The 17,250-nt window shown below is 68.2% G+C and carries 17 protein-coding genes; 15 read left to right on the forward strand and 2 right to left on the reverse strand.

The window, feature by feature from the left end; all coding sequences use genetic code 11:
* Positions 1–10: 10 nt before the first annotated feature.
* Both I1E95_RS01725 and I1E95_RS01730 read right to left on the reverse strand, forming a co-directional pair.
* A complete protein-coding gene (locus tag I1E95_RS01725; protein WP_197164861.1) occupies positions 11–2,380 on the reverse strand; it encodes an arylsulfatase in 2,370 nt (789 codons plus the stop codon).
* A 113-nt stretch (positions 2,381–2,493) separates the two neighbouring features.
* Positions 2,494–3,876 carry a PhoH family protein gene (locus I1E95_RS01730; protein WP_197164863.1) on the reverse strand — a complete coding sequence of 461 codons (1,383 nt, stop codon included), beginning with the start codon at positions 3,874–3,876 and terminating at the stop codon, positions 2,494–2,496.
* Between the two features lie 110 nt (positions 3,877–3,986).
* Here I1E95_RS01730 and I1E95_RS01735 point away from each other — a divergent pair, with 110 nt between their 5' ends.
* From I1E95_RS01735 to fba, 15 genes are all read left to right on the forward strand, one after another.
* Positions 3,987–5,207: a F420-0:Gamma-glutamyl ligase gene (locus I1E95_RS01735; protein WP_197164865.1), complete on the forward strand. Its 1,221-nt coding sequence runs from the start codon at positions 3,987–3,989 to the stop codon at positions 5,205–5,207.
* 32 nt (positions 5,208–5,239) lie between these two features.
* The gene (locus I1E95_RS01740) at positions 5,240–6,367 is read left to right on the forward strand and encodes a hypothetical protein (RefSeq protein ID WP_231594788.1); all 1,128 of its coding nucleotides are present in this window, start codon (positions 5,240–5,242) and stop codon (positions 6,365–6,367) included.
* A complete protein-coding gene (ruvX, locus tag I1E95_RS01745) occupies positions 6,364–6,849 on the forward strand; it encodes a Holliday junction resolvase RuvX (RefSeq protein ID WP_197164868.1) in 486 nt (161 codons plus the stop codon). The genes I1E95_RS01740 and ruvX overlap by 4 nt, the downstream gene beginning before the upstream one ends.
* Positions 6,850–6,868: 19 nt before the next feature.
* A complete protein-coding gene (locus I1E95_RS01750; RefSeq protein WP_197164870.1) occupies positions 6,869–7,438 on the forward strand; it encodes a DUF3727 domain-containing protein in 570 nt (189 codons plus the stop codon).
* Entirely contained in the window at positions 7,435–7,950 is a 516-nt protein-coding gene (locus I1E95_RS01755) for a YqeG family HAD IIIA-type phosphatase (RefSeq protein WP_197164872.1), read from the forward strand. Before I1E95_RS01750 ends, I1E95_RS01755 begins: the two co-directional genes overlap by 4 nt.
* The gene (proB, locus tag I1E95_RS01760; RefSeq protein ID WP_197164874.1) at positions 7,947–9,086 is read left to right on the forward strand and encodes a glutamate 5-kinase; all 1,140 of its coding nucleotides are present in this window, start codon (positions 7,947–7,949) and stop codon (positions 9,084–9,086) included. Before I1E95_RS01755 ends, proB begins: the two co-directional genes overlap by 4 nt.
* A 40-nt stretch (positions 9,087–9,126) precedes the next feature.
* Entirely contained in the window at positions 9,127–10,155 is a 1,029-nt protein-coding gene (gene lpxD / locus I1E95_RS01765; RefSeq protein ID WP_197164876.1) for a UDP-3-O-(3-hydroxymyristoyl)glucosamine N-acyltransferase, read from the forward strand.
* Between the two features lie 25 nt (positions 10,156–10,180).
* On the forward strand, positions 10,181–11,254 hold the full coding sequence (gene leuB, locus I1E95_RS01770) for a 3-isopropylmalate dehydrogenase (RefSeq protein WP_197164878.1): 1,074 nt from the start codon (positions 10,181–10,183) through the stop codon (positions 11,252–11,254).
* 82 nt (positions 11,255–11,336) lie between these two features.
* Positions 11,337–12,239 (forward strand): phosphoribulokinase, encoded by a 903-nt coding sequence (locus I1E95_RS01775; RefSeq protein WP_197164880.1) that lies wholly within the window; start codon positions 11,337–11,339, stop codon positions 12,237–12,239.
* 112 nt (positions 12,240–12,351) lie between these two features.
* Positions 12,352–12,648: a hypothetical protein gene (locus I1E95_RS01780; RefSeq protein ID WP_197164882.1), complete on the forward strand. Its 297-nt coding sequence runs from the start codon at positions 12,352–12,354 to the stop codon at positions 12,646–12,648.
* A gap of 26 nt (positions 12,649–12,674) precedes the next feature.
* Entirely contained in the window at positions 12,675–13,523 is an 849-nt protein-coding gene (locus I1E95_RS01785; protein ID WP_197164884.1) for an A24 family peptidase, read from the forward strand.
* 33 nt (positions 13,524–13,556) lie between these two features.
* Entirely contained in the window at positions 13,557–14,444 is an 888-nt protein-coding gene (gene accD / locus I1E95_RS01790) for an acetyl-CoA carboxylase, carboxyltransferase subunit beta (RefSeq protein WP_197164886.1), read from the forward strand.
* Complete coding sequence (locus tag I1E95_RS01795) at positions 14,441–14,839, forward strand: hypothetical protein (protein WP_197164888.1); 399 nt, start codon at positions 14,441–14,443, stop codon at positions 14,837–14,839. The genes accD and I1E95_RS01795 overlap by 4 nt, the downstream gene beginning before the upstream one ends.
* Before the next feature lie 26 nt (positions 14,840–14,865).
* Positions 14,866–15,963, forward strand: a complete 1,098-nt coding sequence (locus tag I1E95_RS01800) for a Gfo/Idh/MocA family protein (RefSeq protein WP_197164890.1) — start codon at positions 14,866–14,868, stop codon at positions 15,961–15,963.
* A gap of 124 nt (positions 15,964–16,087) precedes the next feature.
* A complete protein-coding gene (gene fba / locus I1E95_RS01805) occupies positions 16,088–17,161 on the forward strand; it encodes a class II fructose-bisphosphate aldolase (RefSeq protein ID WP_197164892.1) in 1,074 nt (357 codons plus the stop codon).
* The last annotated feature ends 89 nt before the right edge of the window (positions 17,162–17,250 follow it).

Consider the following 17,250-nt stretch of genomic DNA (forward strand, 5'->3'; position numbering starts at 1 on the left):
GGCGATCGGCTCATTGCCGCGCCATGGCCAACTGGATCGCCACGGCCGGATCGATGCGGTGTTCCAGGCTCTCGGCCACGTCATCGATCGCCAGCTGCACCCCCTTGACCCGGCCATTGAAGGCATTGCCGCGCGGTCCATAGTCTTCCGACACCGGTGCGCCACTGTCCTCGCCGATGTCGCAACCGTCATCGGCGGAGAAGACCATCGCCAGAGTGGCGCCGATCTGGCCTGCGCCCACCGTCGTGCCATCGGTGAAGAGCGTGACGGTGCCGCCCTTGCCCAGACCGCCGCCGGCGTAGGAGAACTCCATCCGCACCTGGTGTTCACCAGCAGGGATGGGCGACTCCCCCTCCACATAGAACCGCTGGAAGCCTCCCCAGTTGTAGCAGTACTTGAGTTTCCCCCCTTTGGCATACAGGCTCCAGCCGCCGATGTTGGCGCCTTGGGAGATGATCACCCCCTCGGCACCGTTTTCCGACACAACGATTTCGGCCGTGACCGAGTGGGATTTGTTTTTGATGTTGAGAACGCAATTCTCCGACAGGCGGCCCATGCCACCGAACAGCAGTTGCGTCTTGCCCTTGATCAGGATCGGGCGGCCAGCCGTGTCGGGGTTGATCCTCTCGATCAACCGATCATCGATCGGCAGCACCTTGTAGCGCGTGGCCTCGATCAACCAGAGGCGCTGCAGTTCGTGCAGTTTCTGCGGCATTTCCATGGCAAGATCCTTGGCCTGGCTCCAGTCTTTACTCGTGTCGTAGAGCTCCCAGACGTCGTCATCAAGGGCAGGCGGAGCAGCCTGCACCCAGGGTGTGGAGTGGTGGGTCACGGCCGTCCATCCCTTGTGATAGATGCCGCGGTTGCCAAACATCTCGAAATACTGGGTTTCGTGCCGCTCAGCGGCGCCCGGATCATCGAAGGCGTAAAGCATGCTCACCCCTTCGATCGGATCCTGCTGGATTCCATCGACAGACACGGGTTCCGGCAGGCCGGCCGCCTCCAGGATCGTCGGTGCCACATCAATCAAGTGGGTGAACTGGGAGCGGATCTCGCCCCTGGCCCTGATGCCCCTTGGCCAGTGGACGACGGTGCCATTGCGCGTGCCTCCGAAGTGGGACGCCACCTGTTTGGTCCACTGGTAGGGCGTGTTCATCGCGTGGGCCCAGCCCACGGCGTAGTGGTTGTAGGACTCAGGCCCTCCCAGCTTGTCGAGCCGCTCTGTCAGGAACTCAGGCGTTTCAAGCGCCTGCAGGCCATTAAAATAGCTCATCTCATTGAAACAGCCATTCAAAGAACCCTCGGCAGAGGCACCATTATCGCCGATAATATAATAAATAAGTGTGTCCTCGAGGATGCCGAGCTTTTCGAGGCCCTCGACAATGCGCCCCACGTGATGATCGGTATACTCCATGAAGCCTGCATAGACCTCCATCTGGCGGCTCAGCACCGGGCGGAAAGCCTCCGGTATCTCCTCCCAGGCGGGTATCTCGCCATGGCGGTCGGTGAGTTCGCATTCCGGAGGAATCACACCCAATTGTTTCTGGCGGGCGATCGTCTGCTCGCGCAGAGCATCCCAGCCTGCATCGAATTGGCCTTTGTATTGATCGGCCCATTCCTTTGGCACGTGGTGCGGAGCATGGGTGGCGCCAGGCGCGAAATAGGCGAAGAAGGGCTGATCGGGCGTCAGTGCTTTCTGCTGCCCGATCCAGTTCAGGGCCTTGTCGGCCAAGTCCTCCATGAGGTGGTAGCCCTGCTCAGGTGTCTTGTCAGGCTCCACCGGTGTGGTGCCTTCATACAGCGTTGGGTACCACTGATTGGCTTCACCGCCGACGAAGCCATAGAAATGATCGAAGCCGCCGCCGCCCGTCGGCCAGGCGTCAAACGGTCCGACGGGACTGGTCTGCCACACCGGTACTTCATGGCACTTGCCGAACTGCGCGGTGGCATAGCCATTCAGCCTCAATGTTTTGGCCAGAGGGGCCATGCTGTTGGGCAGAACCGAGCAGTAGCCCGGCGCACCCGTGGCGATCTCGGTGATTCCGCCCATGCCGGCCGAGTGGTGGTTGCGCCCGGTGAGCAGGGCCTGACGCGAAGGCGAGCACAGAGCGGTGCTGTGGAAGCGGTTGAACTTCAGACCGCCAGCGGCCAGTTTTTCTGCGGTGGGCGTCTGGCAGGGGCCACCGAAGGCGCTGGCGGAGCCGAACCCGGCATCATCGATGAGAACGATCAGCACGTTCGGCGCTCCTTCGGGCGGACGCAACTGCTCGATCGGCGGGAATGAGGTATCGGGATCCTTTGCGTCATAAGTGATCAGACCCGGCCGCGCCGTGTTCGGCATCGGCAGGTGGGAGCGGTGTTTCCTGGTTTGATTGCTCATGATCCTGTGCCCTTAACGAATGTCAGTGACGCCGGGTGTGGCCCGCCCCGATGCCGCAAGGCTGTCAACGCCCTGTGGCCTTGAGGTGTCCCCGTGATGAATCGTTGAAGCTGCTACAGCAGATTCGCCGCCAGCTCCGCCAGCGGGGAACGCTCACCCTTGAGCAGGGTGACATGGCCCGCCAGCCGCTGGCCCTTGAAGCGTTCCACCAGCCAGGTGAGGCCGTTGCTGTCGGCATCCACGTAGGGATTGTCGATCTGATACGGGTCGCCGGTGAACACGATCTTGGTCCCTTCTCCCACCCGGGTGACGATCGTCTTCACCTCATGGGGCGTGAGGTTCTGCGCCTCATCCACCACCATGTACTGGCGCGGGATCGAGCGGCCGCGGATGTAGGTGATCGCCTCCACCTCCAGCAGGCCCATGCCCTTGAGATCGGACCAGTTGCTGCGGGGACCTCGGCTGGAGCGCAGGCTTCCGGAATGCGCATCCTCCCCACCGAGGAGGTAGTCGAGGTTGTCGATGATCGGCTGCATCCAGGGACCCATCTTCTCCTGCAGATCGCCGGGCAGGAAGCCGATGTCCTTGCCCAGGGGAATCACCGGCCGGGTCACCAGCAGCCGGTCGTAGAGGTGATCATCGGCCACCTGGTGCAGCCCGGCGGCCAGGGCCAGCAGGGTCTTGCCGGTTCCGGCCTTGCCCACCAGGGTCACCAGGCTGATGGCGGGATCCAGCAGCAGATCAAGAGCGAAGGTCTGCTCGCGGTTGCGCGAGCCGACACGGCCCAGTTTGGTTCTGTTCACTTTCTGGAGGGGCCGCAGGCCCCTGGCCTCCGCATCCGCCCGCGCCAGCAGGGTGTGCTGGGGTTGCAGGGCATCCACCAGGGTCACGCCTTCGTTGGCCAGCAACGGTGGCTGGGGCGGCAACCGGGGCGGCAGCTTGTCCAGGGCCAGGGATCCCTGCTGGTGCAGCTGATCGATCTGTTCTGCCGTCACCACCCATTCGCTGAAGCCCGGGTAGAGGTCGGCGATCGCCACCTTGTCGGTGCTGTAGTCCTGGGCGATCAGGCCCACCGCATCGGCCTTGATGCGGAGGTTCGTGTCCTTGGTGACCAGCACCACGGGGGGCTGGTTGCCCATCACGTCCTGGAGGCGCTGCTCCAGCGCCACTGCCAGGATGTTGTTGTCGCCGTTGCCGGATTTCAGCTCCGGTGGCAGCTGGGCGAGGGTTTCGCTGCGGCAGAACACCACCTTGAGCAGGCCGTGGTGCTCGGCGTTGATCTCCACCCCCTCCGAGAGGTTGCCCTTGCCACGCAGCTCATCGAGCAGGCGGGAGGTCTGGCGGGCATTGCGGCCCCGTTCGGAGGAATCGCGCTTGAAGCGGTCGATCTCCTCGACCACCTCGATCGGGATCACCACCGTGTTGTCTTCGAAGCGGGTGATCGCCAGAGGATCGTGCAGCAGCACGTTCGTGTCGAGAACGAAGGTCTTCTTCATCACCCGCGCCGCAATGGCAAGACCGTGAACCTAGGCCGCAGCGGTGTCCACCCCGCCAGCGCCAGGCACCAGACGCGATCTACGCTCCCGCAGACCCGGCACCCCCGCCCTTGCCGTCCCTGCCTCCATTGCTCTGCGCGCTGCTGCTGCTTGCGCTGCTCTTCGGCCTCACCCTGCTCTGGCTGGAGTTGCGCCACCGCCTGAGGCCGGCCTCGCCCCTGCGCCTGAGTTCCGGCCCCTGGACCACCCGCTGGAGCAACCGGGGGGCGGTGACCCTGGAGGGCAGCTTCCGCATCGACAACCCCCATGCGCGCATGGAGGTGATGGTGCCCGAGCTGCAGCTGCGTCCCACCATCCTCGGCCGCAGGGATCTCTCACGCCTGCGGGTGACCACGAAGGTCGTCGCCGACCACCCCGACGAGCCGAGCCGGCCCGATGGCTACTGGGCTGCGTACATCGTCAAAGGGCACAAGAGCACCCAGCTCAGGGCGAGTGTGCGCATCAGCCTGCCCGGCGGCACGAGCGGACCGAGCCCCGAAGAGCGCCACACCATCCTGGAGGACCTGCTCGACACCCTCTGGCTGGAGGTGCTCTGGGTCAATTACGGACCGTTCGGTCGCCTCGAAAGGCGCCAGGGATTCCTGGCCCCTGTGCGCCATCCCGAACCGCTCGATCCGGCCACGGCTGCCTGGCGCGACGGCGACGGCTGCCAGGTGCTGCCGGTGCCCACTCACCTGCTGGGGGTGCTCGATGACCCCGCCGAGGTGCTGCGCCGCTACGCCGGGCCCGTCCTGCGTCCAGGCGACATCCTCACCATCGGCGAAACGCCCCTGGCGGTGATCCAGGGCCGTTACCAGCACCCGTCCATGGTGGAGCCCTCCTGCCTGTCCCGGCTGCTCTGCCGCGTCTTCCATCCCACCAGCAGCCTGGCCACGGCCTGCGGCCTGCAGAGCCTGATCGACACCGTGGGGCCGGCGCGGGTTCTCTGTGCCTGGCTGGCCGGCAGCCTGATGAAGCTGGTGGGCAGCAAAGGCGGCTTCTACCGCCTCGCCGGTGAGCAGGCCCGGCTGATCGACGACATCACCGGCACCACCCCTCCCTACGACCAGACCATCGTCCTCGGTCCCGATCAGCCCGAACGCTGCTGTCAGGAGCTTGCCCAGGCTCTTGGGGTGCCGGTGGCGGTGGTTGATGTCAACGATCTCGGACGGGTCAAGGTGCTCGCCTCCAGCGCCGGCTGCGACGAAGACCTGCTCAGGCGCGCCCTGCGTCCCAACCCGGCCGGCAACGCCAACGAACGCACACCCCTTGTGCTGGTCCGACCCGCCTGAAGCCTCAAGGTCCCTGTCTCGCCCCGATACAGTTGATCATCAGCGGTTCTTCCGTGCATCACCCCACTCCAACCCGTTCCCCGGGAGGTGATTCACTCGCCGGACCTGGGGACGTCCAGGTCGACGCCCTGCAGGGCTGGATGCTGCCGCACCTGCAGGATCCTGCCGTCATCGACCTGCAGCCACTGCTGCAGAAAGCCCTGTTGCTGCAGACCCCGGAGCGGCTGCTGAGCAGCCTGGTGCGCCGTCCGCCCCTGGCCCCCGAAGTGCTGGTGGCTCACCGCGGCGGTGATCGTCTGCTGGGCCTGAGCGTGGTGCGGCGGCTCAACCGCAGCGGCAGCTGCTGGGGGGTGGAGGAGTTGCGGCTCTGCCGCGGCGCCCTGAGCGAGCCGGGATCCCCCACCGCCAGGCAGGTGGAGGGAGCCCTGCTGCGCGAGGCCCTCCACCGCTGCCCTGGGGCCTCCAGCTGGATCACCAGGGTCCCCACCGGCCACCAGGACCGCCTGGCCCTGCTGCGGGAGCAGGGGTTCCAGCCGCTGCTCCAGGAAACCCTCTGGTATTGGGAGCCGGGTCCGGTCGAGGCCGGCAGCAGTCTGCCGGCGGCCGTGCCGCCCGGTGACGACCTGCAGTTGCGCCATCTCAACCGCCGCAGTGCGCCTCTGCTCTGGCACCTGGAGCAGGCCACCTGCCCGGCCCAGTTGCGCCAGCTGCTGGATCGCCGCATCGAGGACGTACTCGATCAGAGCGAAGGGCGGGGGCTGCTCTGGGTGGACACCAGCCGCCAGCAGGCGGTGGCGGCGGTGCGCCGGCTGCGCCAGCACCGCCTGGGTCCGGTGGAGCTGGAAGTGACCCTGCATCCGGGCTGGTCCCATCTGCATGGCCCCGCTCTGGCGAGGCTGGTGCGGCATCAGGCTGACGGAATCTCACCCCTGCGCCTGCGCAGCGACTCGGGCGACCACGAACGCGAAGGCTGGCTCAGCAACCTCGGCGCGGTGGCGGAGGGGGAGGACCTGTTGATGGCCCGCAGTGTCTGGCGGCGGCAGGAGTCGCGCGTGCTCAGCCGCCAGTCCTGGCGTCTCGACACCGTGCTCGACTCCTTCAAGCCCCGCCGCCGCCCCGTTCCCACCCCGCTGCAGCGGGGGGTGGGCAGCGGCCGTTGAGCCGACAGCCGCCGCCTCCCCGCTCCGTGCTGGCCCTCGATGTGGGCCGCCGGCGGATCGGCCTGGCCGGTTGCGACCCGCTCGGCCTGACCGTCACTCCCCTGCCCCCCCTGGCCAGAGGAGATTTCCCCGCCGACCTCGAGCAGCTGCGGCCCCTCGTGGCCCGGCGGCGTGTGCAGGCCCTGGTGGTGGGGCTGCCCCTCGACGCCAGCCAGCAGCCCACCCCCCAGGCCAGGCACTGCCGCCGCTACGGCCAGCGTCTGGCTCAGGCCCTGGCACTGCCCCTGGCCTGGGTGGATGAACACGGCAGCACCTGGGAGGCAGGCGAACGCCGAGGTCTCCACGGAGATCGCAGCGGCCGGCTCGACAGTGCCGCCGCGGCACTGCTGCTGGAGCAATGGCTGCGGGAAGGTCCCGAGGCCCTTCCGGTCAGCCCAGCGACACCGACGCTCGACCGGCCGGCCGGCGCTGAGACATTCTGATGGGACCTGGTGATTCCCCATGAGTGCCGAAGGACCGTCGATCACTGGATCCGGTGACGTGCCCACGGTGCTCGTTCGTGATGGACAGAACCGCCAGCTGCTCTGCTTTCTTGAGCAACTGATCCCCCTCGACGGCCACGACTACGCCCTGCTCACGCCGGTGGACACCCCGGTGTGCCTGGTGCGCATCGCCGAGGGAGACGATGAGGAGGACGAGGTGGTCGAGGAGGTCGATGCCGCCGAATCGATCCTCACCGTGGCCGACGTGGTGCTGCAGGAGCATGACCTGACCCTGGTGCGCTCGGCGGTGACCCTCACCGTCAGCGGTGAACTGGAGGAACCGGACCCCGATGACCTGGAGGATGATCTCCAGGGCGATGGCGACGGCGACGAGGAGACCGACCTCTACGAGATGTTGATCCAGTTCCGCGCCGAAGGCCAGGAATACGGCCTCTACATCCCCCTCGATCCCTTCTTCGTCGTGGCCCGCATGCAGAACAACGAGGCGGTGCTGGTGGAAGGGGAGGAATTCGAGCGGGTGCAGCCGCGCATCGAGGCCGAACTCGAGGACCGGGAGAACATTGGGTGAACCTCCAGCAGCTGTTGCGCCCTGACTGGGTCCTGAGCACCACCCTGGCCCAGATGCCCCTGGAGAACCTGCTGGATCGTGGGATCCGCGCCCTGGTGCTGGACGTGGACCGCACTCTGCTTCCCCGTCGCCAGGCCGAGATGCCCCCGCTGATGGAGGCGTGGCTGCGGCAGGCCAAGGATCGCCTGCGGCTGCACCTGTTCAGCAACAACCCCTCGCGGCGACGGATCGGCTCAGTGGCCCGACAGCTCGATCTGCCCTTCACCACCTCGGCGGGCAAGCCCCGCCGCAGTGCCCTGCGTCGCGTGCTGGCCGACCTCGAGCTTCCCCCCGAGCAGGTGGCCCTGGCCGGTGACCGTCTCTTCACCGATGTGCTGGTGGGCAACCGTCTCGGTCTGTTCACCGTGCTGGTGAAGCCCGTCGGTCCTGAAGGTCGGCCCTGTCAGCAGGATCGCCTGCAGCGGCTGGAGGTGGGTCTGGCACGGCTGGTGGGCGCCGGGTGGAGCCGATGACGACGCAGGCTCCCCCGACACGCCGGGTGATCAAGGTGGGCACGAGCCTGCTGCGCGGCACGGCCCAGCGGGACACCGAGGCGGTGATCGCCGGTCTGGCCGCCAGCCTCAGCCGGCGGCGCCAGCTGGGGGAGGCCATCGCCCTGGTCACCAGCGGTGCCGTGGGTCTGGGCTGCCATGCCCTCGGGTTCGGGGAGCGTCCCGAGGAGGTGGTGGCCCTTCAGGCCGCCGCCGCCGTGGGCCAGGGCCGGTTGATGCGGCTCTATGAAACGGCCTTCGCCGAGCACGGCACCTCCGTGGCCCAGGTGCTGCTCACCCGCGGCGACCTGGCCTCCCGCCGCCGCTACCAGAACGCCTGCCGCACCCTCGAGCAGCTGCTCAGCTGGGGCGTGGTGCCCGTGGTCAACGAGAACGACACCCTCGCCACCGACGAGCTGCGCTTCGGCGACAACGACACCCTCTCGGCTTTGGTGGCGGTGGCGGTCGGCGCCGATGAGCTGGTGCTGCTCACCGATGTGGATCGCCTCTATTCGGGTGATCCCCGCAGCGATGCCAGTGCCCGGCCGATCGAGGAAGTGCGCGATCTGCTGGAGCTGGAGCGCCTGAGCGGCGTGGCCAAGGGCGGCGGACGCTGGGGCACCGGCGGCATGACCACCAAGCTGGCCGCAGCCCGCATCGCCACCTCCAGCGGGATCGCCGTGCGCCTGGCCGATGGCCGCGATCCAGCGGTGCTCGAAGCCCTGCTGGCCGGAGAACGCCTCGGCACCCTCTTCCGCCCCAGCCCCAGCCCTCTGCCCGACCGCAAGGGCTGGCTGGCCCACGCCCTGCTGCCCAAGGGGGATCTGCTGATCGATCCCGGCGCCGAGCGGGCCCTGATCGAACGGGGAGCCTCCCTGCTGGCGGTGGGCATCCGCGCCGTCAACGGCGAGTTCGGACGCCGGGATGCCGTACGGCTGCTGTCGCTGGAGGGCCGGGAGATCGGCCGCGGCCTCTCGGCCCTCAGCAGCGCTGAGGTGGCCCAGGTGCTCGGACTGAGCAGCCAGGCGGCCAAGAGTGCTCTGGAGCACGGCGCCGGCGATGCCGTTGTCCACCGCGACCACCTGGTGCTCACCGCGCCGGCGGCGGCCCGGGGCTGAGGGGCCGCCTACGATCCGGCCACCGGCCGCGATCCCTGGAATGCGCTTCAGCACCTTGCTCACGCACCTGAGCGAGCTGAGCGAGGCCAGCCCCAGAGATCTGGCCACGGATCCCGAGCTGATCACGGCGGCCGCCGTCGACCGGGCCGGCGCGGCGGAGCTGGCCTTTCTCGAGCCGGGTCACAGCCTGGCCGCAGCCCTCGAAACCTGCTCGGCCGGCGCACTGCTCCTGCCGACCGATGCCGCCCTGCAGGAGCTCGCCAGCGCCCGGGGCATCGCCTGGGTGGCCCTGAAGAACCCACGGCTGGCCTTCGCCGAAGCCCTCGAGGCCCTGCACCCCCCCCGCCGCCTGCCGCCGGGCATCCACCCCAGCGCCGTGATCGCCCCGGGGGTGGGCCTGGGGCGAGGTGTTCACATCGGCGCCCATGTGGTGGTGGGAGAGGGCAGCGTGATCGGCGATGACTGCACCCTCCACGCCGGTGCCGTCCTCTACGAGGACGTGCAGCTGGCGGAGGGCTGTGAGATCCACGCCAATGCGGTCCTGCACCCCGGCAGCCGTCTGGCCCGCGGCTGCGTGGTGCACTCCACGGCGGTGGTGGGTTCGGAGGGGTTCGGGTTCGTGCCCACCGCCAGCGGCTGGCGCAAGATGCCGCAGACCGGCCTGGTGGTGCTGGAGGAGGGGGTGGAAGTGGGCTGCGGCACCACCATCGATCGCCCTTCGGTGGGGGAAACCCGCATCGGCGCCGGCACCAAGATCGACAACCTGGTCCAGATCGGCCACGGGGTGGTCACCGGCCGTGGCTGTGCCCTGGCCTCGCAGGTGGGCATCGCCGGCGGCGCCACCCTCGGCGATGGGGTGATCCTGGCCGGGCAGGTGGGTGTGGCCAACCGGGCCAGGATCGGGGATCGGGCCATCGCCTCCTCCAAGTCGGGGATCCACGGGGAGGTGGCCGCCGGCGAGGTGGTGAGCGGCTACCCGGCCATTCCCAACCGTCTGTGGCTGCGCTGCTCCGCCGCTTTCAACAGGTTGCCGGAGATGGCGAAGGCCCTGCGCCAGCTGCAGAAGTAGCCTCGCGCCCAGTGCTTCCTTGCCGATGACCAGCTACCGGATCACCCTGCTCGCCGGCGACGGCATCGGACCGGAGATCACGGCGGTGGCGAGGCGCCTGCTCGATGCGGTGAGCACGCGCCATGGCTTCAGCCTCATCTACGACGAGCAACCCATCGGTGGCGACGCCATCGACCGCAGCGGCGTGCCCCTGCCGGAGAGCACCCTGGCGGCCTGCCGCAGCGCCGACTCCGTGCTGCTGGCGGCGATCGGCAGCCCCCGCTTCGATGCCCTGCCCCGGGAGCAGCGGCCCGAAACCGGCCTGCTGGGCCTGCGGTCAGGCCTGGGCCTGTTCGCCAACCTGCGCCCGGTGAAGATCATTCCGGCCCTGATCGGGGCCAGCAGCCTGCGGCCGGAAGTGATCACCGGCGTGGATCTGCTGGTGGTGCGCGAACTCACCGGCGGCATCTACTTCGGCACCCCCAAGGGACGGGTGGAGACCGAAGGCCGGGTGCGGGCCTTCAACACCATGGTCTACGCCGACGACGAGATCGACCGCATCGCCCGGGTGGCTTTCCAGTTGGCCAGCGCGCGGAGCGGCAGGCTCTGCAGCGTCGACAAGGCCAACGTGCTCGATGTCAGCCAGCTCTGGCGCGACCGGGTGGAGGTGATCGCGGCCGAGTTCCCCCGGGTGGAGCTCAGCCACCTCTACGTCGACAACGCGGCGATGCAGCTGGTGCGCTCCCCCCGCCAGTTCGATGTGCTGCTCACCGGCAACCTCTTCGGTGACATCCTCAGCGACGAGGCGGCGATGCTCACCGGCTCGATCGGCATGCTCCCCTCGGCGTCCCTCGGCGCTGAAGGTCCCGGGCTGTTCGAGCCGGTGCACGGCTCCGCCCCCGACATCGCCGGGGCCGACCTGGCCAACCCGATGGCGATGGTGCTCTCGGCCGCGATGATGCTGCGAGTGGGCCTGAAGCAGGAAGCGGCCGCCAGCGAGCTGGAAGCGGCCGTCGACCGGGTGCTCAGCGCCGGTTACCGCACGGGCGACCTGATGGCGGAGGGCTGCACCCGGCTGGGCTGCTCGGCCATGGGCGAGCAGCTGTTGGCGGAACTCTGAACGGCTGCAGCGCTGGCGGGCACGTGCCGCTGGACCGGTGACCTGCCAAACTCGATCCCTTCGTCCTCTCCCCCCTGCGCCGATGTCCAAGCGTCACCCGGTTGTAGCTGTCACCGGTTCCTCGGGCGCGGGGACCAGCACTGTCAAGCGTGCCTTCGAGCACATCTTCCAGAGGGAGGGGATCGTGCCGGCGGTTGTCGAGGGGGACAGCTTCCACCGCTTCGAGCGCGGCCCGATGAAGGAGCAGATGGCCCAGGCCCAGGCTGCCGGGATCAACTTCTCCCACTTCGGCCCCGAGGCCAACCTGTTCGACAAGCTCGAGGAGCTGTTCCAGTCGTACGGCGAAACCGGCGGCGGCCAGAAGCGCTACTACCTCCACTCCGTGGAGGAAGCCGCCGAGCACAACGCCCGTCTCGGCACGCACCTGGACCCCGGCCAGTTCACCCCGTGGGAACCGATTCCCTCAGAAACCGACCTGCTCTTCTACGAAGGTCTGCACGGCGGAGTGGTCGGTGACGGCTACGACGTGGCTTCCCTCGTGGATCTGCTGATCGGTGTGGTGCCGATCGCCAACCTGGAGTGGATCCAGAAGATCAGCCGCGACAACGCCGAGAGGGGGTATTCGGCCGAGACGATCGTGGACACGATCCTGCGCCGCATGCCCGACTACATCAACCACATCTGCCCGCAGTTCAGCCGTACGGACATCAACTTCCAGCGGGTGCCCACGGTGGACACCTCCAACCCGTTCATCTGTCGCAACATCCCCACCCCTGACGAAAGCTTCGTGATCATCCACTTCCGCAAGGGAGCCCGCGAGAAATGGGGCATCGATTTCTCCTATCTGCTGCGGATGATCAACGGCTCCTTCATGTCGAGTCCCACAAGCATCGTGGTCAACGGCGGCAAGATGGGCTTCGCCATGGAGCTGATCCTCACTCCGATCATCCACCGCCTGATCGAGGATAAGAACAAACTCGCTTGAGCGATTAAGCTGTCAGGGCCGATCGGACTGGGTGAGGCCGATTACCTTCGCCACACCTCCATCATTCGACCCCACATCCCCGGCGGCTTCCACCGGTCCCAGAAAGGCGGCCATGCCGTCCTTCGAGATCCGAGGGGCCTCCAATCCCGGCAACCCTCCGGTGCGCTGGGATCAGATCAACAGCGGCGTGGTCATCAAGCAGGCGCGGCGCGTCTACTTCCACTACGTGGAGCAGTGCCCGGGGGGAGGCGAGCCGATCGGGATCGTGCTCGAAAGCGGCGGTGGTCAGGGCCGGGTGGTGTTCGAGGCGCCCGTGCTCCTGCCGGATGAGCAGTTCGTGCCCCTGGAGCTGATCCGCGGCCGCAGTGCTGGCCGACCCCGCACGATGCGCAGCCCCCAGCGTGGCTGAGCCAACGCCAACCGCGCCCTAGTGCCATGCCTGTGGAGCCCGACACGGCCGTCGACCTCCTGATTCCACTGCTGGTGGCCCTGGTCGGGGCCTGTGTCGGCAGCTTTGCCAACGTGGTGGCCTGGAGGCTGCCGCGGCGGGAGTCGGTCGTGCTGCCCGCCAGTCACTGCCCGCGCTGCGGCATGTCCCTGGCCTGGCATCAGAATCTGCCGGTGCTGGGCTGGCTGCTGCTGCAGGGCCGGTGCGGGAACTGCCGCGGCCGGATCTCCCCCCGCTACCCCCTGGTGGAACTGCTCTGCGCCGGCCTGTGGGTGGCCGCCCTTCAGGCCAGCCCCACCGCTCTTGGGGACGCCCCCGCCTGGCTGCTGATCGGCGCCGGCTGGCTGCTGATCAGCTGGCTGCTGCCTCTGGTGCTGATCGACTGCGACCACCTCTGGCTGCCGGAGCCCCTCTGCCGCTGGGGTCTGCTGCTGGGCCTGGCGGTCACCCTCAGCGCCGGGCTCAGCCAGTCGGGGGAGATCGCCCGGGCCCTGCTCTTCAATCACCTGCTCGCCGCCTGCCTGGGGCTGCTCGCCTTCGAGGGGCTCAGTGCCCTGGCCGAGCGGCTGATGGGCAAACCGGCCCTGGGGCTGGGCGACGCCAAGCTCACCGCCCTGCTGGGGGCCTGGCTCGGGCTCACGGGCCTGGGACTGGCCGTGGCCCTGGCGGTGTGCAGCGGTGCGGCCGTGGGGGTTCTCGGCCGGCTGAGCGGACGGCTCGGGCCGGCTCAGCCGTTTCCGTTCGGTCCCTTTCTCGCCTTCGGGGGCGTGGCGGTCTGGCTGGCTGGAGAGGGCTGGTGGCTGCAGCAGTGGAGTCGGTGGGGCGCCACCCTTTAATGGACTCACCGCTCCGTTGCCAGGTCCCATCCCGTGTCCCTGTTCGACTGGTTCGCCGATCGCCGCAAAGCCAATCCGGTGGTGCGCGCCACCCAGGAGATCGAAGAAGGGGATGGGCTCTGGAGCAAATGCCCGGAATGCGGACTCGTGGTGTACCGCAAGGATCTGATCGGCAACGCCAGCGTCTGCAGCGGCTGCTCCTACCACCACCGCATCGACAGTGACGCCCGCATCCGGGTGATCGCCGATGAAGGCAGCTTCTGCGCGATCGACACCGAGCTGTCCCCCACCGATCCACTCGCCTTCAAGGACCGTCGCAGCTACGCCGACCGCCTGCGCGACACCCAGCAGTCCACCGGCCTGCGCGATGCGGTGGTCACCGGCCACTGCCTCCTCGAGGGCCTGCCCCTCTCCCTGGGGGTGATGGATTTCCGCTTCATGGGCGGTTCGATGGGTTCGGTGGTGGGCGAGAAACTCACCCGTCTGATCGAGCAGGCGACCGAACGGCGCCAGCCTCTCCTGATCGTCTGCGCCTCCGGCGGTGCCCGCATGCAGGAAGGGATGCTCAGCCTGATGCAGATGGCCAAGATCTCCGGTGCCCTGCAGCGCCACCGCCAGCAGGAGCTCCTCTACATGCCCCTGCTCACCCATCCCACCACCGGCGGAGTGACCGCCAGCTTCGCGATGCTGGGCGACCTGATCCTTGCCGAACCCAAGGCCCTGATCGGCTTTGCCGGCAGGCGGGTGATCGAGCAGACCCTGCGCGAAAAACTCCCCGAAGGCTTCCAGACCGCCGAGTACCTCCAGGAGCATGGGTTCGTCGATCTGATCGTGCCGCGCACCCGCCTGCGCAGCACCCTCGCCAGTCTGCTGCGGCTGCACGGCGTCACGGCCCCCACAACGGCCCCGGTGGCGGCATGAACGCTCTGCGCCGGTGGCTGCGTGCCGCCATGCTGGCGGCAGCGCTGCTGCTGTTCGCCCTGACGGCGGGTTCCGGCCCCGCCCACGCCGGACCGGTGAACTGGCAGGAGGTGCCCGAGAGCCCCGCCGGCCGTCAGTGGTGGGACAAGGGCAGCCTGCGCCTCAGCCGGGACGGCGAGCTCTCGGTGCTCACCCGCTTCCAGCCGGCCTCGGAGGATCGAGGCCAGCTCTACGTCATGGAACTCGACTGCGGTCAGAAGCTCTACCGCGACACGTCAGTGAACGGCCTGCCCCGCTTCAAGGCCGAGTGGCAGCCCACAGGCGGAGATGACCTGATCAGCGCGGTGCTGGATCAGGCCTGTTCAGCCGGCTCCGACCTGCTGGCATCCCGTTGATCCTCTGAACCCTGAGCCCGAGTGCCATGAGTCATCCCCTTCAGGTCGCCGTGGCCGGCCTCGGCTTCGGGGAGAAGGTGCACCTGAGCGCCCTGCGCGCCTGCCCTGGCACCGAACCGGTGGCCCTCTGGCACCCCAGGGCCGAACGCCTGGAGACCGCCTGCCGGTCGGCTGAACTCCCTGGCCACACCGACTTCGGGGCGCTGCTGGCGGACCCGGCCGTGGAGGCGGTGGTGATCGCCACCCCGCCAGCCCCCCGTTTCGAGCTGGCCCGCGCTGCCCTGGAGGCCGGCAAGCACCTGCTGCTGGAGAAGCCCGTCGCCCTGGAGGTGGCGCAGGTGCGGGAGCTGAGGCGGCTGGCGATCGAGCGGGGCCTGAGCGTGGCTGTGGATTTCGAGTACCGGGCGGTCCCGGTGTTCCAGCAGCTGCGGGAGCTGCTGAGCCAGGGAGTGCTGGGGGATCCCTGGCTGGTGCGCTTCGACTGGCTGATGAGCAGCCGGGCCGATCCCGGCAGGCCGTTCAGCTGGGCGTCGCAGCGCTCCCAGGGGGGCGGAGTGCTCGGGTCCCTCGGCACCCATGCCTTCGACAGCCTGGAGTGGCTGGTGGGGCCGGTGCGCCAGCTGAGCGCCAGCCTCTCCACCGCCATCACCCGGCGGCCCCTGCCTGGACGTCCTGATCGCTTCGGAGTCGTGGACGCCGACGATGTGGCCCTGCTTCAGCTGGAGCTGGAGGCGCCCTCAGGAGTCTCGGTGCCGGCCCAGCTCAGCCTCTCGTCGGTGACCCGCGCCGGCCGGGGCTGCTGGCTCGAGTTCCACGGCAGCGAGGCCAGCCTGATCCTGGGCAGCGACAACCAGGCCGACTATGTGCACGGCTTCCACCTCTGGCTGGCCCGGCCGGGGGAGCCGCCCCAGCTGGTGCCGGCCGATCCGGCCCTGGCCTTTGGCCGCACCTGGGCCGACGGCCGCATCGCCCCGGTGGCGAGGCTCCAGGGCTGGTGGAGCGACAGCGTGCGTGAGGGCCGGCCGATGCTGCCGGGCCTGGCTGAAGGAGAGCGAAGCCAGCTCTGCTGCGACCTGGCCCTCGAGGCCGCCGCCAGTGGCCTGCGCCAGAGCCTCGGCCCCTGAGGCCTGAATCTCAGGGGATCAACTAGACTCGCGCCCAGCCCGCGTCAAGGTCCCGACGCCGGTGATCCGGCCCTCCGGGGCCGACCCTGACGCACCACCCACTCAACCTCCAGAGGTTTTTCCCATGGCCCTCGTTCCGCTTCGGCTGCTCCTCGACCACGCCGCTGAGAACGGCTATGGCATTCCGGCGTTCAACGTCAACAACCTGGAGCAGGTCCAGTCGATCATGGAGGCGGCTCACGAAACCGACAGCCCCGTGATCCTGCAGGCCTCCCGCGGCGCCCGTCAGTACGCCGGTGAGAACTTCCTGCGTCACCTGATCCTCGCCGCCACCGAAACCTATCCCGACATCCCGGTGGTGATGCACCAGGATCACGGCAACAGCCCCGCCACCTGCTTCGGCGCCATCACCAACGGTTTCACTTCCGTGATGATGGATGGCTCCCTGGAGGCCGACGCCAAGACCCCCGCCAGCTACGACTACAACGTGGCCGTCACCAAGGAAGTGGTGGATGTGGCTCACGCGGTGGGTGTGAGCGTCGAGGGCGAACTGGGCTGCCTGGGCTCCCTGGAAACCGGCAAGGGTGAGGCCGAGGACGGCCACGGCTTCGAGGGCGCCCTCTCCCGCGATCAGCTGCTCACCGATCCTGCCGAGGCCGCCGACTTCGTGGCCAAGACCAAGGTCGATGCCCTGGCGATCGCCATCGGCACCAGCCACGGCGCCTACAAGTTCACCCGCAAGCCCACCGGTGAAGTGCTGGCCATCTCCCGGATCGCCGAGATCCACAAAGCCATTCCCAACACCCACCTGGTGATGCACGGCTCCAGCTCCGTGCCCCAGGAGTGGCTCGACATGATCAACCAGTACGGCGGCGCCATCCCCGAAACCTATGGCGTGCCCGTGGAGGAGATCCAGAACGGCATCAAGAACGGTGTGCGCAAGGTGAACATCGACACCGACAACCGTCTGGCCTTCACCGCCGCCGTCCGCGAAGCGGCCTTCAAGGATCCCGCCAACTTCGACCCCCGCCACTTCAACAAGCCGGCCCGCGCCTACATGAAGAAGGTGTGCCTCGATCGCTACCAGCAGTTCTGGTGTGCCGGCCAGGCCAGCAAGATCAAGCAGCAGAACATCAACTACTACGCCGCCCTCTACGCCAAGGGCGCCCTCGATCCCAAGACCGCCGTGGCCGTCTGAGCCTCCCGCCGACGCGAATCACGTCTCTCTCTGATCACGGGCCCTGCGGGGCCCTTTTTCATGGGCCCGGTTGGGGCCCTTTTCATAGC

It is taken from the genome of Synechococcus sp. CBW1107, from assembly GCF_015841355.1.
Taxonomy (GTDB): domain Bacteria; phylum Cyanobacteriota; class Cyanobacteriia; order PCC-6307; family Cyanobiaceae; genus Regnicoccus_A.